General features: G+C 34.2%; 20 protein-coding genes and 1 pseudogene. 9 read left to right on the top strand and 12 right to left on the bottom strand.

What is annotated here, in order from left to right:
* Positions 1-190: 190 nt before the first annotated feature.
* A complete protein-coding gene (ppcA, locus tag ACMV0E_RS05660) occupies positions 191-1,651 on the top strand; it encodes a phosphoenolpyruvate carboxylase (RefSeq protein WP_416085405.1) in 1,461 nt (486 codons plus the stop codon).
* On the opposite strand, the gene ACMV0E_RS05655 is transcribed toward ppcA, so the two are convergent.
* The gene (locus ACMV0E_RS05655) at positions 1,648-3,327 is read right to left on the bottom strand and encodes an ABC-F family ATP-binding cassette domain-containing protein (protein ID WP_416085404.1); all 1,680 of its coding nucleotides are present in this window, start codon (positions 3,325-3,327) and stop codon (positions 1,648-1,650) included. The genes ppcA and ACMV0E_RS05655 overlap by 4 nt on opposite strands.
* 171 nt (positions 3,328-3,498) lie before the next feature.
* Between ACMV0E_RS05655 and epsC the strand changes: the two genes are divergently transcribed.
* From epsC to sfsA, 3 genes are all read left to right on the top strand, one after another.
* Positions 3,499-4,044, top strand: a complete 546-nt coding sequence (gene epsC / locus ACMV0E_RS05650) for a serine O-acetyltransferase EpsC (protein ID WP_416085403.1) — start codon at positions 3,499-3,501, stop codon at positions 4,042-4,044.
* Positions 4,028-4,918 (top strand): cysteine synthase A, encoded by an 891-nt coding sequence (gene cysK, locus ACMV0E_RS05645; RefSeq protein ID WP_416085402.1) that lies wholly within the window; start codon positions 4,028-4,030, stop codon positions 4,916-4,918. The genes epsC and cysK overlap by 17 nt, the downstream gene beginning before the upstream one ends.
* 142 nt (positions 4,919-5,060) lie before the next feature.
* Positions 5,061-5,747, top strand: a complete 687-nt coding sequence (sfsA, locus tag ACMV0E_RS05640) for a DNA/RNA nuclease SfsA (protein WP_416085401.1) — start codon at positions 5,061-5,063, stop codon at positions 5,745-5,747.
* Position 5,748: 1 nt separating this feature from the next.
* On the opposite strand, the gene ACMV0E_RS05635 is transcribed toward sfsA, so the two are convergent.
* The 7 genes from ACMV0E_RS05635 to ACMV0E_RS05605 all read right to left on the bottom strand — a co-directional run bounded on the left by ACMV0E_RS05635 (position 5,749) and on the right by ACMV0E_RS05605 (position 14,271).
* Positions 5,749-6,939 (bottom strand): sugar ABC transporter permease, encoded by a 1,191-nt coding sequence (locus tag ACMV0E_RS05635; protein WP_416085400.1) that lies wholly within the window; start codon positions 6,937-6,939, stop codon positions 5,749-5,751.
* Positions 6,940-6,953: 14 nt separating this feature from the next.
* Positions 6,954-8,480 carry a sugar ABC transporter ATP-binding protein gene (locus tag ACMV0E_RS05630; RefSeq protein WP_416085399.1) on the bottom strand — a complete coding sequence of 509 codons (1,527 nt, stop codon included), beginning with the start codon at positions 8,478-8,480 and terminating at the stop codon, positions 6,954-6,956.
* Positions 8,481-8,492: 12 nt separating this feature from the next.
* On the bottom strand, positions 8,493-9,542 hold the full coding sequence (locus ACMV0E_RS05625; protein WP_416085422.1) for a sugar ABC transporter substrate-binding protein: 1,050 nt from the start codon (positions 9,540-9,542) through the stop codon (positions 8,493-8,495).
* Positions 9,543-10,038: 496 nt separating this feature from the next.
* Positions 10,039-10,626 carry a DUF996 domain-containing protein gene (locus ACMV0E_RS05620; protein ID WP_416085398.1) on the bottom strand — a complete coding sequence of 196 codons (588 nt, stop codon included), beginning with the start codon at positions 10,624-10,626 and terminating at the stop codon, positions 10,039-10,041.
* Positions 10,627-10,653: 27 nt separating this feature from the next.
* Positions 10,654-11,046 (bottom strand): hypothetical protein, encoded by a 393-nt coding sequence (locus ACMV0E_RS05615; protein WP_416085397.1) that lies wholly within the window; start codon positions 11,044-11,046, stop codon positions 10,654-10,656.
* 66 nt (positions 11,047-11,112) lie between these two features.
* A complete protein-coding gene (locus ACMV0E_RS05610) occupies positions 11,113-12,186 on the bottom strand; it encodes a mechanosensitive ion channel family protein (RefSeq protein WP_416085396.1) in 1,074 nt (357 codons plus the stop codon).
* A gap of 99 nt (positions 12,187-12,285) precedes the next feature.
* Positions 12,286-14,271, bottom strand: a complete 1,986-nt coding sequence (locus ACMV0E_RS05605; RefSeq protein WP_416085395.1) for a DUF505 domain-containing protein — start codon at positions 14,269-14,271, stop codon at positions 12,286-12,288.
* A gap of 500 nt (positions 14,272-14,771) precedes the next feature.
* On the opposite strand from ACMV0E_RS05605, the gene ACMV0E_RS05600 reads away from it, so the two are divergent.
* Positions 14,772-15,812, top strand: coding sequence for an HD-GYP domain-containing protein (locus ACMV0E_RS05600; RefSeq protein ID WP_416085394.1), 1,041 nt, complete (start codon positions 14,772-14,774; stop codon positions 15,810-15,812).
* Positions 15,809-16,375 carry a DUF5317 domain-containing protein gene (locus ACMV0E_RS05595; protein WP_416085393.1) on the top strand — a complete coding sequence of 189 codons (567 nt, stop codon included), beginning with the start codon at positions 15,809-15,811 and terminating at the stop codon, positions 16,373-16,375. The genes ACMV0E_RS05600 and ACMV0E_RS05595 overlap by 4 nt, the downstream gene beginning before the upstream one ends.
* Positions 16,376-16,393: 18 nt before the next feature.
* Here ACMV0E_RS05595 and ACMV0E_RS05590 read toward each other — a convergent pair whose 3' ends face one another.
* The 4 genes from ACMV0E_RS05590 to ACMV0E_RS05575 are packed head-to-tail and all read right to left on the bottom strand — an operon-like array spanning position 16,394 to position 17,665.
* The gene (locus tag ACMV0E_RS05590) at positions 16,394-17,023 is read right to left on the bottom strand and encodes an N-acetylmuramoyl-L-alanine amidase (RefSeq protein ID WP_416085392.1); all 630 of its coding nucleotides are present in this window, start codon (positions 17,021-17,023) and stop codon (positions 16,394-16,396) included.
* Between the two features lie 3 nt (positions 17,024-17,026).
* Entirely contained in the window at positions 17,027-17,170 is a 144-nt protein-coding gene (locus ACMV0E_RS05585; RefSeq protein WP_416085391.1) for a YvrJ family protein, read from the bottom strand.
* A 58-nt stretch (positions 17,171-17,228) separates the two neighbouring features.
* Positions 17,229-17,456: a DUF2922 domain-containing protein gene (locus tag ACMV0E_RS05580; RefSeq protein WP_416085390.1), complete on the bottom strand. Its 228-nt coding sequence runs from the start codon at positions 17,454-17,456 to the stop codon at positions 17,229-17,231.
* Positions 17,457-17,467: 11 nt separating this feature from the next.
* Positions 17,468-17,665, bottom strand: a complete 198-nt coding sequence (locus tag ACMV0E_RS05575; RefSeq protein WP_416085389.1) for a DUF1659 domain-containing protein — start codon at positions 17,663-17,665, stop codon at positions 17,468-17,470.
* Positions 17,666-17,799: 134 nt separating this feature from the next.
* Between ACMV0E_RS05575 and rbsK the strand changes: the two genes are divergently transcribed.
* The 3 genes and pseudogenes from rbsK to ACMV0E_RS05560 all read left to right on the top strand — a co-directional run.
* The gene (gene rbsK / locus ACMV0E_RS05570; protein WP_416085388.1) at positions 17,800-18,693 is read left to right on the top strand and encodes a ribokinase; all 894 of its coding nucleotides are present in this window, start codon (positions 17,800-17,802) and stop codon (positions 18,691-18,693) included.
* Positions 18,693-19,589, top strand: a complete 897-nt coding sequence (locus ACMV0E_RS05565) for a nucleoside hydrolase (RefSeq protein WP_416085387.1) — start codon at positions 18,693-18,695, stop codon at positions 19,587-19,589. Before rbsK ends, ACMV0E_RS05565 begins: the two co-directional genes overlap by 1 nt.
* Positions 19,590-19,610: 21 nt before the next feature.
* Positions 19,611-20,513: pseudogene (locus ACMV0E_RS05560) on the top strand (BMP family lipoprotein); the annotation flags it as partial.
* Between the last annotated feature and the right edge of the window lie 16 nt (positions 20,514-20,529).

Below are 20,529 nucleotides of genomic sequence, written 5' to 3'. Positions count from 1 at the left end.
TTCAGCCTCCTTTGTTAAGTTTTGTTATAAATTATAAATTAATTTGTTAAATTTGTCAAGATCTAACAAACGAAATAATTAATAAAAATTAACAATATAGATTTAATAACATTTCTTCAGAGTTTTTTTATAATTTTTAGATTTTTTTTTATTGACTCAACAAGAAATTTTTATTATATTTCATACTAATATGAGGAAGATACCAAGATGCATGAGTACACAGCATCCAGACAATGTTTCAATACCATTCTTTGCCAAAAATCCAGAGCTTGATGGCGAAGATGAAGTAATGGAAGCGTTTTATATATTCTCACACTTAGGTGCTTGCGAACAGATGTGGGACTATGAAGGAAAAGAAGGAGATGATTATGTTGTTAAAAAACTACTTTCAAAATACAAATACTTTTTCAGAGAGAATAGACTTGGAAGAGATGTTTTTCTCACGTTGAGAATACCAAATCCAGAGTTCGAGAATGTAGAAGCAAAAATAATCCTTGAGACATTAGAGAGTATTCCTCGTTCTTTTGATACATCTTACACGGTTTTCTCGGATGATATTCCGCCTATTTTTGAAGTTATCCTCCCAATGACAACATCTGCAAAAAGCATTGAAAGAGTTTATAGATACTACACTGATTTTGTAGTTAAAAAAGAAGACAAGCCAATTTTCGATAACGATATAAGAATAAAGGATTGGATTGGAGAATTTAAACCTAAGAAAATAAATGTAATTCCTCTCTTTGAGGACTTTGAACATATTGTAAATTCGGATAAGATTGTAGAAGAATATGTAAAAGGTAAAGAAATTGACTATTTAAGAGTTTTTCTTGCACGCTCTGACCCTGCAATGAATTACGGACTTATTAATGCCGTAATGTTAGTGAAACTTGCCTTATATAGACTATGGAAACTATCAAATAAAACTGGAATTCCAATTTATCCAATCGTAGGTGTAGGATCTTCGCCTTTTAGAGGCAATCTCAAGCCAAACAATGTAATAAAAATCGCTGATGAATATAGAAGTGTCCATACTTATACGATTCAATCTGCTTTTAAATATGACTATCCTGTAAATGAAGTTGTTGAAGGTATAAAACAATTAAAAGGAATAATTCCAACAAATCCAAAGGAAATTGATGAAGAATACGTATTTGACTTTTTCAATCGTGCCTCAAAAACATACTTAGAACACATAGAAAACCTTGCCCCAGTTATAAACAAGGTTGCAAAACATATTCCAGCAAGAAGAAAAAGGAAACTTCATATAGGGCTTTTTGGATATGCAAGAGAAAACGCAAAGGTGAAACTTCCTCGTGCTATCACTTTTACAGGAAGCCTTTATTCGGTTGGTGTACCGCCTGAAATTTTAGAGTTAGAAGCAATCGAAAAAGACGATTATTTTAAAATTAAATCCCTGTATCAAAATTTCGAAAACGACATCAAAGACGCTCTGACTTTTGCAAATATTGACTCTCCTTTCTTTCCTAAGAAAATAATTAGAAAGATTGAAGAGTTTGGTATATCATTTGAAACTAATGAAGAGCACAAAGAAATATCAAAGGCAATCGCCTCAACCATACTTGATTTAAAAAACTACAATATCGACGAACTGACTTTAAGGGCTGCACAAATCCGAAAGTTTATAGGTTAATTATTTAATCTCTCAAGCTTTTTTCTCAAAATTTTAAGCTCTTCTTCTCTTTTCTTGTTTTTAGATTCTTTAAGTAATTTTTCAAGATACTGAATTCTTGCTTTTAATTTGTTTATTTCTTTTTGTTTTAAGTTATCTTTCTTATTATTTTCCTTCTTTGTATGTGCTATTAAGTCATCTTGAAGGTTTCCATTAGCAAGCGTAAACACCTTATGAGTAATAGCCTTTATAAGATACCTATCATGACTCACTAAAAGAATTGTCCCTCTATAATTTTTAAGCGCCTCAACTAATGCCTCCGTTGTTTCAATATCAAGGTGATTCGTTGGTTCGTCAAGGACAAGAAAATTTGAATTTACAAGATTCAATTTTGCGATAAGAAGTCTTCTTTTCTCACCGCCGCTAAGTTCAGAAACCTTCTTAAAGACTTCCTCACCAATAAAATTAAACTCTGCAAGGTAATTCCTTGCTTCACTCACCTCGAGTCCTTCTTTAAGCATCAAATTTAAAAGCGTATCCTCACTATTCAAAACAAACTCATCTTGCGGAAAGTATCGCATTTTGACGCTTGGCCCAATATAAACAGAGCCTGAATCAGGTTTTTCAAATCCTGCAATGATCTTTAAAAGTGTAGATTTGCCAACTCCGTTTTTCCCAATGATTGCGAGTCGTTCGCCACGAGTGATTGTGAAGTTAAGATCTTTCAAAATTGTCTTTCCATTGTAGGATTTCGAAATATTTTTCAATTCAAGGACTTTGAAAGAGCCAATATCAGCACTATCGATATTAATTTTTATTTCTTTTCGCATTTTTTCTTCAGGCACAATGATTTTCTCAACCATCTTTTCTCTGGAAAGCGCCTGTTTTGAACGCGTACCATAACGAAATTTCTCAATAAATCTCCTCTGCTTTTCAAGGTAAATAAGTATTTGCTCTCGCTCACTTCTAAGGGTTTCATCTTCAATCGCCTTTATTTTAATAAACTTGTCATAATTCCCCGCATATTCCTTTACTGAACCATTATCAAGATAAAGTATGTGGGTTGCAATCTTATTTATGAAGGTTTTATCATGCGAAACAATAAGCAGTCCGCCTTTAAACTGCAAAAGGTATCTTTCGAGCATTTCTATTGTTTCTATATCAAGGTTATTTGTTGGTTCATCAAGTATAAGAAGTTCAGGTTTAGAAATAATTGATTTAATTATAAGGCACTTCGTTCTTTCCCCGCCACTCATCATTGAAAGAGGCTTTGAAACAGTCTCTTCGTCAAGGTCAAAATCGTGAAGCATCGATAAAATCTCACTTCGATATGAATATCCGTTAAGTCGCTCATACTCTTCCATAAGAAATGAATATTCTTCGCCAAAATCTCCCACCTTTTCGAGGTCTTGAATCATTTTTTCAATCTCTTTTAACTCCGATATGCCTTCTTCTATAATTTCCATTCCCGTTTTTTCAATTGATTTTATCTCTTGAGGAACATAGCCTATGGAATTTGGTCTTTTTACGCTGCCTTTATCAGGCGATTTAAGACCAACAATTATGTCAAGAAGTGTAGTCTTTCCTGAACCATTTTCCCCAATAATAAATTTTCGATCTTTATCAACAGTAAAGGACACATCTTTTAAAAGTGTTTTTCCCTGAATTGAATAGTGTATATCTGAAACTATTAGCATAATAACCTCAATTGAATATACAATAATTCTTTCAATTTTGCAACATTGATAAAAAAGTAAGACAAATTAAAATATGATGTTTTGAAATTATTACTAATTATGTTATAATTTTTCCAAAATTTAAATGCAAGGGAGGTTAAAAAATGGAAAACGGAAGATTAGGAGGAGTTTATGGATGTAAAAAATCTCCTCCTACAAATTTTAGAGGATTTGAGGTTTTACAGAGAAAATGATCCCTCAGTTGAATCACCACTTGAAATCATATTTACACCTTCTTTCAGAGGACTTTTAAACTATCGCATTTATCATGCTTTATACAAGAGCGGACACAAAGTCTTAGCAAAGCTCCTTTATATTAGAACAAAACTCAAATACAACATGGATATTCATCCGGGGGCTGTTCTTGAAACACCTGTTATGATTGATCATGGCTTTGGCGTTGTTATCGGAGAAACTGCATATGTAGGGAAGAATACGATTATCTACCATGGCGTTACACTCGGTGCAAGAAGAGTTGAAAGCGGCAAAAGACACCCAAAAATAGGAAGAAATTGCCTTATAGGAAACCATGCATCAATTCTTGGGAATATTACAATCGGTGATTTTGTAAAAATTGGTGCAAATAGTGTTGTATTGGAAGATATCCCGCCTTATTCAACTGTTGTTGGCGTCAAGGCAAAAATTGTAAAAGGAGGAGCAAATGAAAAAGTTGCTTGAAGTAATAGGAAACACTCCTATTGTAGAATTAAAAGAAAATCCAAACATATTTGTAAAACTTGAATATTTAAACCCATTCGGAAGTGTGAAAGATAGACCTGCATATTTTATGATAAAAGATGCACTTGTTGAAGGATTATTAAAAGAAGGAGATACAATTGTTGAACCGACTTCTGGAAATACAGGTATTGCGTTAAGTGCTATTGGAAAATTTTTTGGAATTAAAATCATTTTGACAATGCCCGATAATTTAAGCAAAGAACGATTAACCCTTATAAAAAGTTTTGGAGCAACAGTTGTTCTTACAGAGAGATCTTTAGGAATGAGTGGTGCTATAGAAGAAGCAAAGAGAATTATTGAGAGAGGTGTTGCAAAACTCATGCTCAATCAATTTGGAAATCCTTCAAATCCAAAGGCGCATGAATTGGGAACAGCCTATAAAATCTTAAAAGATATGGATTTTGACGTTGATGCATTTGTTGCTGGGATTGGCACAGGGGGAACAATAACAGGTGTTGGAAAAATGCTTAAAAAATTTATAAAGAAAGTAAAGGTTATTGGTGTTGAACCTGAAGAATCGCCGTATCTTTCTAAGGGATTGAGAGGCGCACATTCAATTGAAGGTATAGGTGCAGGATTTAAACCTGAAATTCTTGACCTAACTATTATCGATGAAATTCTAACCATCAAAAGTAAAGACGCAAGAATGTTTGCAAAAGAGCTTGCACTCAAAGAAAGCATTCTTGGTGGACCATCGACAGGCGCAAATGTACTTGCCGCAAAAATTGTAAAAGAAAAATACGGTCTTAAAAGAGTAGTTACAGTTGCACCAGATAGAGGTGAAAGATATTTTTCTGAGGAACTGTTTTCATAAGCATAATTTAATAATGGGCGATTTACTCGAAACAATTAAAGGAAGAAGAAGCATAAGGCAATTTAAGAATGCGCCAATCGAAGAAGATAATATTCCGAAATCATAAAAATTGGATCTCTTTCAATATTCTTTAGAGGGAAAAGTGAAAAAACAACTTTTTGAAATCATAACGGATTTTGAAGGCACTTTTATTGAAAGGCTCAATAAGTTTTTAGGAGTTGTCGAAGTTAACGGAAAAAGTGTGCTTGCACATATCCACGATCCAGGAAGACTTGAAGGCCTTTTAGAGAGAGGAAACAAAGTATTACTTAAAAAGTTTAGTTCCCTAAAGAGAAAAACCGAATTTGAAGTAATTGCAGTTAAATTTGAGGAAGAGATTGTCCTTGTTAATTCAAGATATCACAACGATATTGCAGAATCGCTTATACGAAAAGGCATTGTCAAATTCGGGGAATCAAAAAACTTAACAATAAGAAGAGAAATTAAATTCTTGAACAGCCGATTTGATTTTCTTCTTAAGAATGACAAAAAATATCTCATAGAAGTTAAAGGATGTGTCCTTGTAAAAGATGGCGTTGCACTATTTCCTGATGCACCAACAAAAAGAGGCGCTCGACACCTTATTGAACTTGTTGAATCTTTAAATTACGGTTTCAACCCTTTAATTTTTATTCTTATAATGAGAAATGCAACTGAATTTAAGCCAAATGAAAGTATAGACAAAGATTTCTCAAAAAACTACTTCTACGCCATATCAAAAGGTGTTGAAGTAAAAAAGATCCTTCTTAGCTTTGAGGGAGAAAAAGTCTATTTTGAAAAATTTATCTAAACTACTTTCCTCTTCTTCTTGTTGCAACATCAAAAATAACTGCAAGCGCAAGGACAATGCCAAGAATGATGTATTGCAGAGAAATATCTACGCCTAACAAATTCATACCATTTGTAAGTGTTGTCATTACAAAGGCACCCACAAGTGAGTTCACAACATTGCCAACGCCTCCTGCAGCAGAAACGCCACCGATATATGCGCCAGCAATAGCATAAAGTTCAAACAATGTTCCTGCAGTTGTAGTCGCAGACTGCAATCGGGAGGCAAATAGAATGCCAGAAAGACCTGAAAGGAAACCCATTGATGCAAATACAATTAATTTAATCTTCTTAACCTCTATACCACTTAGTTCTGCTGCCTCTGGATTTCCACCAACGGCATAGATATGTCTTCCCAAAGAAGTTTTGCTTGTAACAAAACTATAAATAACCGTAACAATAAGCACAATAACAAGAGTCCACGAAATGCCTCTAAAAGCTGCAAGCTTGAATGTAAAATACAAAAGTAGCCCTGAAATAAATATGAGTTGCAGAATAAATATATCAAAAGGCATTACATCAAAACCTCTTTGTATATTTCGCCTTCTTCCTGCGATGGACGATAAAACTATAAAGACAACACCAGAAATACCAAGAATCAGAGTTAATTTATGATACTGAGGTAAGAAATTAGAAAGCCCAGGAATATCAGGAATAAAACTATTTCCTATAGCATTGAATGTATTGTTATTTATTATTATAGTGCCTGTGCCACTTGTAACCATCAAAAGTGCGCCACGATACGCAAGCCATCCTGCAAGAGTTGCAACAAAAGACGGTACACCTAAAAATGCCACCAATGACCCATTCAAAAGCCCAGCTAATGTACCAAGAGAAAGGGCAATCAAAATCGCAGCCAAAGCCGAAAAGCCGTGAAATTTCATTAGTACTGCAGCAATTGCTCCAAGAAAGCCCGATAGAAATCCAATAGAAAGGTCTATTTCTCTTATAACAATAACAAGCGTTACACCTATTGAAAGCACACCTAAATAGCCTGTTTGGTTAACCAGATTGGAAATATTTACAGGGGCAAGGAAATTCCCTTGGGATATTAATGAGAAAACCGCCATTATGGCAAGAAGAGCAATAAACATTGCATAATCTCTTACATTTTCTTTCAAAAAGGTCTTTAAGTGTTCTAAGAAAATTCTCACATCCCACCTCTTTATCAGTCAATTGCGTATTTCATTATTTCTTCCTGAGTCAAATTTTCTACCGATGTAAATTCCTTTGTAATTCGCCCTTTACCCATAACATAAATTCTGTCGCTTAAACCAAGTATCTCTGGCAATTCAGAAGATATTAACATAATGGCTTTACCCTCTCTTGAAAGTTCCCTTATAAGATTATAGATATCAAATTTTGCTCCGACATCTATACCTCTTGTTGGCTCATCCATTATAAAAATATCAGGCTCAGAGAAAAGAGATTTAGAAACAAGTACTTTTTGTTGCGTTCCTCCACTCAGAGTTGAAACTCTAACATTCACATGCCTTGCTTTAATTCGTAGTTTATTTAAAAACTCACTTGCAACAACTATTTCCTTTTGTTCATCAACTATTCCATTAGCTGAAATTTTATCAAGTCTTGGTAGAGTGATGTTCTTTCTTATGCTTTCAATAAGTATGAGGCCTTTTTCTTTTCTATCTTCTGTTAGGTAAAATATGCCATTCCTTATTGCTTCTTCGGTTGATGATATTTTAACTTTTTTACCCTTCAAATAAATCTCTCCATTTACAATAAATCCATAAGGATTGCCAAAGATACTAAGTGCTAATTCTGTCCTTCCTGCGCCAATAAGTCCAAAAATTCCAACTACCTCGCCCTTCTTCACAAAAAGATTAATATTACTCAAAATCTTCTTACCTGTATCGGGACGTATAACATTAAGATTTTTAACTTCAAGATACACATCATTATATTCTTCTCTAATCCTTGGAGGATATATTTCTTTTATTTCCCTTCCAACCATATATTTTATAATAGAATTCTCGTTGAATTCTTTGCTTTCTCTTTCAATGTATTTCACAGTATGGCCATCTCTTAAAACTGTAATAGAATCAGCAACTTTAAGCACCTCTTTTAACCTGTGGCTTATTAGAATTATTGTCATTCCTTTTCTTTTCAATTCTAAAAGGAGATTTAAAAGATTTTCACTTTCGGTCTCGCTTAGAGAGGATGTCGGTTCATCCAATATAAGAACTTTTGGATTTTTGCTTAATGCCTTTGCAATCTCTACAATCTGTTGAAGACTTATGCTCAGCTCTTTAACCTTTGCCATAGGGGAGATGCTTTCCCCTTTAACCATTTCAAGCAACTTCTTAGATTCAATTATTTCTCTTGAAACATCTATAGAAATACCATTTGTAATTTCGTGCCCCAAAAAAATATTTTCATAAACCGTAAGCTCAGGAACCAAAGATAGCTCTTGATATATTATTGCAATCCCTTCTTTTTCGCTATCGTAAATGTTGTGAAATTTTACAGGTTTTCCTTCTATCTTTATTTCACCTGTATATTCGTGATATGGGTATACCCCGCTCAGAATTTTCATCAAAGTGCTTTTCCCGGCACCGTTCTCTCCTACAAGGCAATGAATTTCATTTCTTCTAACCTTGAAATTAACATTAAAGAGAACCTGAACTCCAGAAAAAGACTTGTTTAAGTTTACTACTTCAATGAGCGGGGTATCCATTTTTAACCTACATTAATGCCAAGTAAAATCACTTTCTTTATAGTAGCCAGAGTCAATAAGAACTTGCTTAACATTATTCTTATCAACTACTTGAACTGGAGTAGGCTTTGAAGGAACATCCTTTGCACCATTGTTGTAAGTCTTTGTTGATTCAGGAGTTCCACCTTGTAAATAAGTTATGGCAACATTGATTGCGTCTTTAACTAATACTCTTACATCTTTAAATACAGTCATTGACTGCTTACCATCAATAATGTATTGAATTGATGGTTTTTCTGCATCTTGACCTGTAATCACATAGCTCTTAATTGCAGGATCCGCTGCAAATGTATCTGCAATTGCCCTTGCTGTTCCATCGTTTGGTGCTAATATGAACACATTACCCTTTAGATTGGCCGGTGCAACTGCCAAATTTGCTTCGGCAAGGTTCTTTGCGGTGTTAAAATCCCAGTTTGTGGTAATTTGACCAATTATACTTGCCTCTTCGTCCCTTGTAAGGTCTTTCTTATTCTGAAGTGCCTTAGCCTTGTCTGAATTTGCAATCACAAAGGTACCATCTGCAATCTTCGGTTGCAATACTTGCCAAGCACCAAGGAAGAACAAGAAAGAGTTATTATCTGATAAAGCACCTGCATATAAGTAGAGTGGGTTATTTTTACCGGTTGCATGATCAACAAGATATTGACCTTGCTTTTGACCAACTTCGATACTGTCGAATGTAACATAATAATCAACATTTGGTGTTCCTAAAATCAATCTATCGTAAGAAATTACTTTCACGCCGGCTTTCGCTGCTTCATCTGCTGCTGCGGCCGCTGCGGTAGCATCCTGTGGGCAAAGAATAAGAACTTTAATACCTTTGCTTATTAGAGTTTCAACGTTTGTCTTCTCCTTTGCAGGATCTCCTTGGCTAAAGAGAATTTCAACCTTGTAATTGGTGTTCTTTAAGGCATCTTGGAATCTTGTTTCATCTTGAATCCACCTTGGTTCATCCTTTGTCGGCAAAACAATGCCGATGTCAACTTTGCTTGTCTTCTTTGCACAGCCAGTCGAAAGAATCATTGGCGACAAGAGAGCTACTAACGCCACCAACACTAACACTTTGCGCATTACTTTCATAGTGCGCCTCCTTTCATAAGTATTTTAATATAAAAAAAGAAAACTTGTCAATACTAATTAATTTTAATTTACAATTAAAATTTTTCAACTCCTTTTTTATACAAAAAACGCTATCAAAAGGCATATCTTTAATTTCCTTAATTTTTTAATTTCTGTTAATAAATAATCTAAAAATATTTTATCAAAAAATTGCCTTTTGTCAATAGAACAAACACCTTTAATAAAATTTTTTTTTGAGAAGTTCGGTAGAAGTAAACAATCTTATCAAAAAGTGCTTTTAAAGTATCTTCTAAAAACTTCCATGTGATTGATTCATGCTAAACCTAATTATATTACCCTTGGTCCTTTTAAACCAAGGGTAATATCTTATTAGCATACTCCTCATTACCTCTGCAATGTTAAACGTAAAGGCACTAAGATTTGTGAAAAGCAAACTTAACTATCCTTGAGGTTCTGAAGGAGCACCAATCTCTATTTCATCTGGAAGCGAAAAGAAACCTATAATTTCAAAAATTTCACCAACAAACATTAAAATAGCACCTAATCCAAAGACAATCAAAAGTATAGAACCATAGTAAAGAAGCATACCTGCAGTTTTAAAATGTTGATTAGAGAGGCTATCAGAAATTGCATCAAAACTCTTCTTTATATAGTAATACGATACTACAAATAATACATAAATTACAAGCAAAACTAAAATCATTCCAAAACCAAAACCTCGCATTCCACCCATAAAACCATTAGCAAAACTAAAAATAAGCGCAAATCCGCCAACAACAGCAAAAATCAGCATAACAAAGTAATTTATGAGTTGCAATATAAAACCAGTTAGGTAATTTGAGAAAATATCTGGCTTTTGAACCTTTTTAGAAATCTCATTTAGCGCCATTAAAATAAGAATAATTGATGCAACACCAAAAATAAATGAAAGGCCAAAACCTCTTCGAATGAAAACTGAAGCAACAAGAGGTAAAATTGCACCAATCCCACCCATAAGTTTCGCATTCTTTAACTCAATTTTCTCCATTTTTTCCTCCTTTATAAGGTTATTAAATTATAAACTATTTAAAAAATTTTCAAGATACTCTTTGTATCTTCCTGAACTTACATTGTTTTCTTTTATAAATAAAGCTTTTTTAACAAGATTTCCAGGAATTTTATTCAATTTTATAACAAAAGACTTGTTTCTTTCACCAAATCCAGACGAGGAAACAAACACAACCTCTTTATTAATAAGTGCATCTTTGTTCTTAAAAAGAAAACTTCTCATCGGAAACGGAATATTTCCTGCCCAGATTTGCGCCAGAATAAAAACTCTTTCAAATTTCTCTAAATCTAAATGTAAAGGCTCAATGGGAACGATTTTCCCAATAATTAAATAGAAAGAATCCCTAAAGAAATTTCTTTTCAAATTGTCTTTAATCTCTACAATCTCACAACCTCTCATTTTTTGGTTGCCTCCCAATATTTTATTTTTTCCTGGCTAAGAAAAATAAATCACGACCTCATCCATCTAACCATCCTTTTTGTGCGTCTCTTCCACTCGCACGACTTGTATTGGATAAACAATTGAAACCCCCTCTTTTTTCAGAATTTCAACTATTGCAATATTAACTTTTTCCTGAAGCTCCATAAACTTATTGTAATCCTTTTCGTTTATGTAATAGGCGAGTGTAAAATTCAAACTATACTGTCCTATTCCTGAGAACCTTGCAAAGGCAAAAACAGTTTCATCAACACTTTCAACCGCACTCTTCAAGATATCACTCATTTTTTCAAGTTTCTCTTTTTCTGTCTCAAAAGCAACTCCAATATTAATTTGAACTCTTCGTGTGACCAATCTTGACCAATTTCTCACAATTTGTGAAGTTATTATAGAATTAGGTATATTTATCTCCTCGCCCGAAAGACTTATAAGTCGTGTACTTCTTAGCCCAATCTTTGAAACTGTTCCCTGTACATCACCTGTGACAATGTATTCACCTTCGACAAAAGGTTTATCAAATATAATCGCAAAATAGTTTAAAACATCCTGAAGAATTCTCTGTAGGCCAAGGCCAATAATAACTCCACCAACACCAAATGTAGTAAGGATTGATGTGATATCAAATGCTGGTATAAAGTTTTTGACTATAAACACTATACCAAGCAAAACTACTACAATTTTTATTGAAATCATTAATGCTCTGAGCGCTTTTTTCTGTGTTTCTTCAAGAATGGATGTTGTTAAAATCTCAGAATAAACAAAGTCTATAATAGCAACAAGTACATATATTATGGCAACCGCAATAAGTCCTCTCTCAAGTGAATGTAAAATTGTTCTAAAATCTTGAAGGTTTAACTGCTCAAGACTTACAAGAAAAGCAAATACATATAGAACTGGCCCCAACCTTCTGAATAGAAATTGGGTTAGTCTTATGCCAAAATTATCTCTTTTATCCTTTATCTTATCAATTATGCTTTTAAGAATTTTTTCTGTAAGAAATATAAGAAGAATTAGGGAAATGAAAATCAAAAAACTTATTAAGTAACGCAGTATTGTATTTCCCCAAATTTGTGTTTCAAGTAGTTTGTTAATGAGTCCCATTATATATCCTCATTTTTAAAACCTTTTCATTATATCCTACAATTTTAAAAATAAAAAGCCCGTAGCAAAGCGCTACGGGTAGAAAGCTTATAGCAAAAACTAATCCAAAATTTCGTGATAACTTACAAGATCTTTTTTGGAACTCATCTTTTCAACAGCTTCAAGTAATAGCAAACCTTGTTCGTTTATGCTTGTCTCGCCAATATACCCTGCGGCTCTTGCAAGTTCAAGGGCATCTTGGAAGGCATCCTTCGAAAGACCTGAAATTTTTAGTGCCTCTTTTATGTTCTTCGGAAGAATTCTAACTTTACGTTCTTTAACATAGAGTGTACCAACCTCTCTTAAAGCTCTTAAGACTCTTACCAATAATGGGTTTACAGGAAAACCAAGTCCTGTTGGAACACCTGAAAGAGCCTTATCCGTTAATTTACCTGCTTCTGTTTCAATAATGTTTCCATCTGGAAGAATCTCAATTAAATGTCGAGCTTCAAGCTTTTCTAAGGCAAACCTTATTCGGTCTTCTTCAAATTGATCTTTCAGCTTATCGATAACTTCATTAATATTAGCGCCCTTTTCTGGGATAAGAGAGAAAACTGTTCTTTCGAATTTTGTGATTAAAGGAAGCCTCTCAATATGTTCTGCCAGGTTTGCAAAGAAATAACCATTTTTTGTTGGCTCTTTTGAACCTACAAGACCCTCCTCTTCTGCTTTCTTTACCCACTCTAAATTAGGAGAGCTAAATGTTTTTCTTGTAATAGTAATTGCCTTAACTGAGTCAGAGCTTACACTTTGAACATTACGATCAAGTACTTTTTCTCCCCATTCGGTTATCTCAAAAACTTCCTTGCCTTCGTCATCGATAGTACTTCTAATAAGCTCAAAACCTTCCATTGAGTGCAAATCTGCTCTTAAATCAAAATAACCCTCATACCACGCAGTAAGGTCTTTTGCGTCTTCAAAAGCCTTGGCAATTTGCTGATACTTCTCAGGCATTTCATTTAATTTTCTTCCATAACGATCTATAAGTTCCTTATACTGTTTAATACGCCTATCTATCATCTCTTTCTTTAAATTTTCAAGTGTAGGACGCTCATTTTTATTTGTCTTTGCCTTTTCCCAGAGCGCCTTAATTGCACGAAGTGCCATCATTTCGCCTTCTTCAATATCAAAAGACCAAATTTCTTTTCTTGGCCCATCTTTAAGCAATCTGTAAACTTCCAAGGCCCATTCACCTGCAAGAAGAAGATTTCCATCACCATCAACATAACCAAGTGATTGGAGTGTAACGAGGGCGACGTCAGTTATTTTTCTCTCATCATACCAATCAGCAATTGCCTTAAGTATGTCTTCAGATAGAACTGTACCTTCGCCAAAACCACCAAGCATAAGAGTTTTTTTGACCGCCTGACCTAAAGCAGTAAATGAAAATATCTCCCCATTTGGAACTGAATATGCGATGAGTCTCATTGATTCAAGAAGATGTGAATTTTTAACTGATAATTTTATTTCTGATGAGCGGGCTGGTCCAACTGGTAAACCTCTTATTACGTCGGCAAGCTCTGAGTCTATGATTAGCTTTGGTGAAACAGAATATATATCAAGAATGGCCTTGCCTTGTTCACTCAAGGTGTAGTATTCCTTTTTTGTTTCCTGATTTCTAACCTTCAATGCAAGCCCTCTTTCCATAAGAGGTTCTATTCCAAGCGGACCAACACGTTCTGCCCTGTTTGCGGCATCAAGAAAAGCGATAATTTCACTTCCTATGAATCTAAAATCTGGATCCCATTCCTCAGGTTTTGCAAGACCTCTTTTCTCAACAACAACAACATTTTGAGATTCGTATGATTCCTCCTCAAGATTCGGTTTTGGTCCAAGGGAATAGAGTTCTCTTAAGACGTTTGCTAGTGCTCGGCCTGTATATGTTAAAATTAATTTTGCAGGCGTTTCAAAACGCACTAAACCCATAAGATCGAGTTCTCTTACAGTGTCATTATCAAGTTGAGATAAATCGGTTGCAAGGAGCCCTGCATCCACATCTGACATCATTTTTTCAAGAACTAATGCATGTTCTTTTTTAATTACCATAATCTCACCTCCTATTATTATAAAATTTTATACATTTCAACAAATTATAACACAAACTTCAATATTAGTCAATATGTTTTCCGTTAAATTTTTTAAATCCACTTTTTAATGTTAAAACACTTGACAAAAATCTTGAAGGTCATAGAATTTTTTTGTAAAAGTAATTAAATTTATTAGAAAGGAGGAAAGGGATCAAATAATTCTCAGAGTAATTTGACAAAAATAATTGCTTCTGATATAATAAATTGTGCAGAATATAACAAAAAAGGCTGGGTTAATAATTTTGCTTACTTTTTTGTTGTTTTTATTTCTATTTTTATTATTTATTACTGAGATTTAGATTTATATTAAACAAAGAAGATATTATAGTAGCAATAATCCTATCTATATCAATACTTGTATCAGAAAAATTTCATGTTATTATACCCATTGGCTCAGAAGTTTCCGAGTTATCAGTATCTACTGCACTTACTTTCACTATAGCATATCTTTTTAATCCTTTGCTTGCTATATCTTTAATTACAATAAGCGAGGCATTATCAGATATTGTTTCAAAAAAACAGTGGTATAAAATTGTTTTCAATACCGCAAATATTGGTTTTGCAACAGGAATAACAAGCTTGTATTTCTGGAAGTTTTACAATAATTTCTTACCTTTTACCTCGGCTTATAATATTGGGGTAATCATTAATGGGGCATTGATACACTTCTTTTTAGAATCTTTTGCTCTATATTTGTTATTATCTTTCATTGTTAACCGTCCACTTTTATCTTTCTACATCGAAAATATAAAATTCATTTCAGTTGAAATTTTTACTCTTTACCCGCTGGGAATAGTGCTTATGTATTTCTTCAAATATAATCCTTTAATGAACGCATTCCTTCTTCCTTCACTTATTGCAGTTTACTATGCACTACAAAGAAGATATGTAGTAATTCAGGAGACCAAAAACGCACTCTTTGCAATCGCTGAGGTTGTAGATAAAAAAATTCCCTATACAATTGACCATTCAAAACGTGTTGCGATAATAACAGAAGCAATTTGTAATGAGCTTAAGCTTCCATTATCACAAATAAATGAAATAGTTCTTGCGGCAATGCTTCACGACATAGGAAAAATTGCTGTGCCAGATTTTATTTTGAAAAAACAAAACCCAAGCGAAGAAGAAATGGAGGTAATACGACTTCACTCTATTGAAGGAGAAAAAATAGTAGGAAGACTGTCTCTATTTAGGAAGGGGGCTTTACTTATTAGACATCACCATGAAAGATGGGACGGAACTGGTTATCCTGACCACCTAAAAGGAGAGGAAATTCCTCTTGGTTCAAGAATTATAGCAATTGCGGACTCATTTGATGCAATGACTACTCAAAGGTTTTATAGAGACAAAGTTAGGAGTTTTAAAGAAGGACTAAAAGAACTGAAGGAATGTGCAGGCATCCAATTTGATACAAATCTCGTGGATGTAGCTATAAAGGTAATTTCTGAAAAGAAGGAAGAACTTATAAAATTGATGTATCCACTCTTAAACGCCCAATGACAATATTTGTGCTTTTGGCAGCAGTTCTTGGGATAATAGTAAATAGAGGTTTCGAAGGAGTTGTTGAAAATCCAATAAAAGGATTTTATTTTGCAGTAGTTGGGTTTCTAATTCAACTTGGCATTTTTAGTTATGATTTTGCATTTTCAAAGTATGAATACCTTTCGCCCTATTTTTATATAATATCGCTCATTTTATTATTTATATTTGTCCTCTTAAACTTAAACTACCACGGAATGAAAATAATACTCATTGGTTTTTTACTTAATTTCTCTGCGATTATTGCAAACGGCGGATATATGCCTCAATACATAGACAAATTAACAATTGCAGGAGAATTTGAAAAAATTGAACTTTTAAAACAATATGGCCACTTCTACAATGGCATTCTTGGAAGCAATCAAACTAAACTAAAACCTCTTACAGATATTATTGCAATTGGTAAGCCTACCTTCCTCTCTGGTGTTTATAGTGTTGGTGATCTTATTATTATAGCAGGACTAATTGTGTTTATTTTTGAATTTACAAAGAAGAGAAAAAGAGGTGGTACAACTCATATATAGGATACCACCTCTCTAATTTCAAAATGCCTTTAAAAGTTTTAGAATCCTATATGCAATAAGAAATCCTTCTTCACGAGTCATTAGATCCTTTGGACGAAAAGAATTTCCATCGCCCAAAACAATCCCTAATTCATTTAACTTTTGAATCACGTTTTTATAAGGATAATCAATCTCGTTTCCCTTTATTTCAGAAAAGACACTGCTAAGCATCTCTTCATATGGAAAAAATCTTCCAGGACAAAGGGTCGAATTACGCCTTCCCGTTTCATCAGAAATGACATCCTTATGCCGCAAGACATTTTCATTTTTTATGTCATATCGCTTAACAATATCCTTTAGGAGTTTTACGCCTGCATCAAACTGTAAAATCTGCATTCTCTCTTTTTCAAAATTACCAAGAAAACAGATTCCAATGCTTTCAAGGTTAACTACATAATTTGTTGCATGCCATCCAGGAACTTCTTCTGGCTGACCTTTAAAGACTTTTCCCGTGGGTCCAACCATATAGTGGTAGTCGCAAACATAGTTCGGAAAATCCTTTATCCACTTTCTTCGTTGGTTTAGCATTATTGCATCAGCAAGAGCACTTCCATCACCGTAAACATCAGTTCCAGAGTGATGCAAAATAATATACTTTATATTTCTCATAAACTACACCTTACTTTCCATAAGGTTTGCAAGTTTCTCAACTGCATCAGAAAGTCTGTCAATTTTTGCTCCAAAAACTACAAGAAGATAAACAGTGATTGCAATTGGAAACCCAACATTTTGTATCAATGTTATAATTTCATCCATATTTCCTCCTTTGAATTATTTTTACGGGGGCTTTAAAAAGCCCCCTTTCAGACTAAACTTACGGCACTAAATCAACAAATGTTCTCTCAACAATTCCGCCATCAACAAACTGCACTAAATCGCCATTCTTCGTTGTTATAATATTCTTTGTAAGAATCAAATTGCCTAATGTTTGCAATTCCTCAGAAGTAATAGTGTCCTTTGGATTTGCAAATTCCATTGCGTATGTCTTTCCATTTTCGGTTTTAAAAACAAGTCTTAAAACCTTTGCAGTTGTATTAGCCATGCTTTACCTCCTTATGCAGCATAAGTCTTAACAATTCTCCTCCTAACATCACTTACAGTACCCGATAGGAGATTTATAATACCCTGTGCAACTTCAAATAAATCAGTATCAGTTGCAGTAGGTTTAATACCTGTAATACTTTCACGTCTTGTTTTACCATTTACATCAAACACAATTTCTAAAACTCCATTCTTCTCTACAACAGTCATATTTACCTCCCATAAAAATTTTGAAGGGATTTTTCCCTTCACACATTAATATGCAAAGAGTGTCGAAAATATTTAAAAAGTCCATTATTCACTGACCTATTGCAAATCATTTTAAAATTTGTTAAAATGCTTTTATGAAAATGGCAAGTATTTTTGTACTCGGAAGTATTAACGTTGATCTTGTTGTCTATGCAGAGCGTTTCCCTGATGCAGGTGAAACAATCGTTGGAAAAGAATTTTTAATAAATCAAGGTGGAAAAGGAGCCAATCAAGCAGTTGCTGCAAAAAAGGCAGGCGGTGATGTTACCTTCATAGGACGCGTTGGAAATGATATATTTTCAACAATAGCAATTGATTCTCTTAGAAAATTCGATGTAAAGAGTCATATCGTGATTGATGCGCATACAGAAACAGGTATAGCAGTAATTAATGTGGATGATAAAGGAGAAAATAGAATCACAATTATAGAAGGTGCAAACGGAAAAGTTAATAAAGAAGAATTGGAGTATCTCAAAAATAACATCAAAGATGGTGACTTCTTACTTCTTCAGGGAGAAATTCATGTCGATGTGCTTGTTGAGGCTTCAAGAATTGCAAAAGCATCAAATGCAATTGTAATTTTTGATCCAGCACCTGTAAAAAGCGAACTAACAAAGGTAATACCTTTCACGGACTTTATCACTCCAAACGAAACAGAATTAAGAAAGCTCACAAATTCAAATGATACTTACGAACTTTTAAAACTTGGAGCAAAGAATATTGTTTTCAAGATGGGAGAAAAAGGTGTTAGATTTATAAATCAAAATGAAGACTTTGTTGTTGAAGCTTTTAAGGTAGAGGCGATCGATACAACCGGTGCAGGAGACACATTCAATGGAAGCTTTGCTTCCGCTCTCTCAAAAGGAATGCCATTAAAAGACGCCTTGAGGTTTGCAAATGCGGCAGCTGCAATATCTGTTACAAGAAAGGGAGCTGCTGTATCATCACCTACGTATGAAGAAATTATTAGATTCTTGGAGGTGCATTAATGACTTATAAGATGATTATTGATACTGATTGTGGCATTGACGATGCAATAACGATTATCAGTGCTATAAAATATGGAATAGATATTGTTGGAATTACGACTGTTTCAGGAAATGTGTATGTGGATCAAGTAACGGATAATGTTTTACGAATCCTTAATTTTATGGGAAGAAACGATATTAAGGTTTTCAAAGGCGCACATAAACCTCTGATTTCTGAAAAAACAACACCTGCAAAGATTCACGGAGAAAATGGAATTGGAGATGTAAAACTTGAGAAATCACCTAAAAGTGAAGAAGAACTACCCGCACCCTATGCAATTTATAAACTTGCAAGAGAAAACCCTGGAATTGTGCTTTTGACACTCGGACCTCTTACAAACATTGCTATGGCTTTTAATCTTTACCCAGACCTCAAAAATTATGTTTCAAAAATTGTTTCAATGGGTGGTGCAGTAAATTTTGGAAATGTTACACGGTTTGCCGAGTTTAATTTCTTTTATGACCCAGAGGCAGCAGAGTTTGTTTTAAGGCTTGGAATACCAATACTCTTAGTTCCATGGGATCCAGTTGTAGCAACTCCAATATTTGAAGAGGAGCTGAAAGAAACTTTCAAAGGCAGTGTTGGTAAATTGATACTTCAAATGGAAAAAACTGTAATGGACTTTGTGGAAAAGGTACGTGGTGTAAGAGGTGTATTTCTTCCTGATCCTATGGCACTTGCAACTTTCCTTGATCCAACTATTATAAAATCCAAAATCAACACATCAATGCATATGGAATTAAATCACGGATCTCTTATGAGAGGCGCATCTATTATTGGTGAAGGACACGGAACTGAGATTGTAATGGAAGTGGATAAAGGCAAGTTCTTAAATTTTTTCAAAAATATATTCTAAGGAGCTTTCTTCGATTCTGCAAACAGAGGTCTTGAAATGGCAATTAAAGACCTTGGAGTGGATGGAAAGGTTATTGAAGGCGGTTATGATCCAGCAAAGTGGCAACCAGATCTTGAACAACTTGCACAAGGAGATTCAGATATTATCATCATTGGTACCTGGCAAATGGTCGATGCAGTTACAGCAGTTGCACCAAAACATCCTGAGAAGAAGTTCATAATCTTCGATACATCAGTTGATTATACAAAAGGAAATCTTGGAAATGTTTATTCAATCCTTTACAAACAGAATGAAGCATCTTTCCTTGTAGGAGCACTTGCTGCAATGATCACTACATCTAATATGCCACTTGCAAACAAGGATAAAGTTATTGGATTCCTTGGCGGAATGGATATTCCTGTTATTAATGATTTTAAAGTTGGATATATTCAAGGTGCGCACTATATAGATCCAGAAGTAAAAGTGCTTGTTTCATATGCTGGTTTATTTAACGATCCTGCAAAGGGGAAAGAATTAGTCCTTGCTCAATACGATCAAGGTGCAGATATTTCTTTTAACGTTGCAGGAGAAACGGGCTTAGGTCTTATAGATGCAGCAAAAGAGAAGAATAAATATGCTATTGGTGTTGACTCTGATCAGTATATCATGCTTAAGGACAAAGATCCAGAAGCAGCATCACACATTGTGACATCAATGATGAAAAATGTTGATAAATCAATCTACAGAGCACTGAAGCTTTACCTTGAGGGTAAACTTGAATTTGGAAAGGCAGAAGCATTAGGACTTGCAGAAGATGGCGTTGGCATAGCAGATAACGAAAACTACCAAAAATTAGTACCACAAGAGTTTAGAGATAAGGTTAATGAACTTGCACAAAAAATTATCAAAGGAGAAATCAAAGTAGATACTGCATTCGGAAGTTAAAAATAAAAGTAGTTTT

The sequence above is a fragment of the Caldisericum insulae genome (genome assembly GCF_047785965.1).
Classification (GTDB): domain Bacteria; phylum Caldisericota; class Caldisericia; order Caldisericales; family Caldisericaceae; genus Caldisericum; species Caldisericum exile_A.
This window is presented reverse-complemented; position numbering and strand designations above follow the sequence as displayed.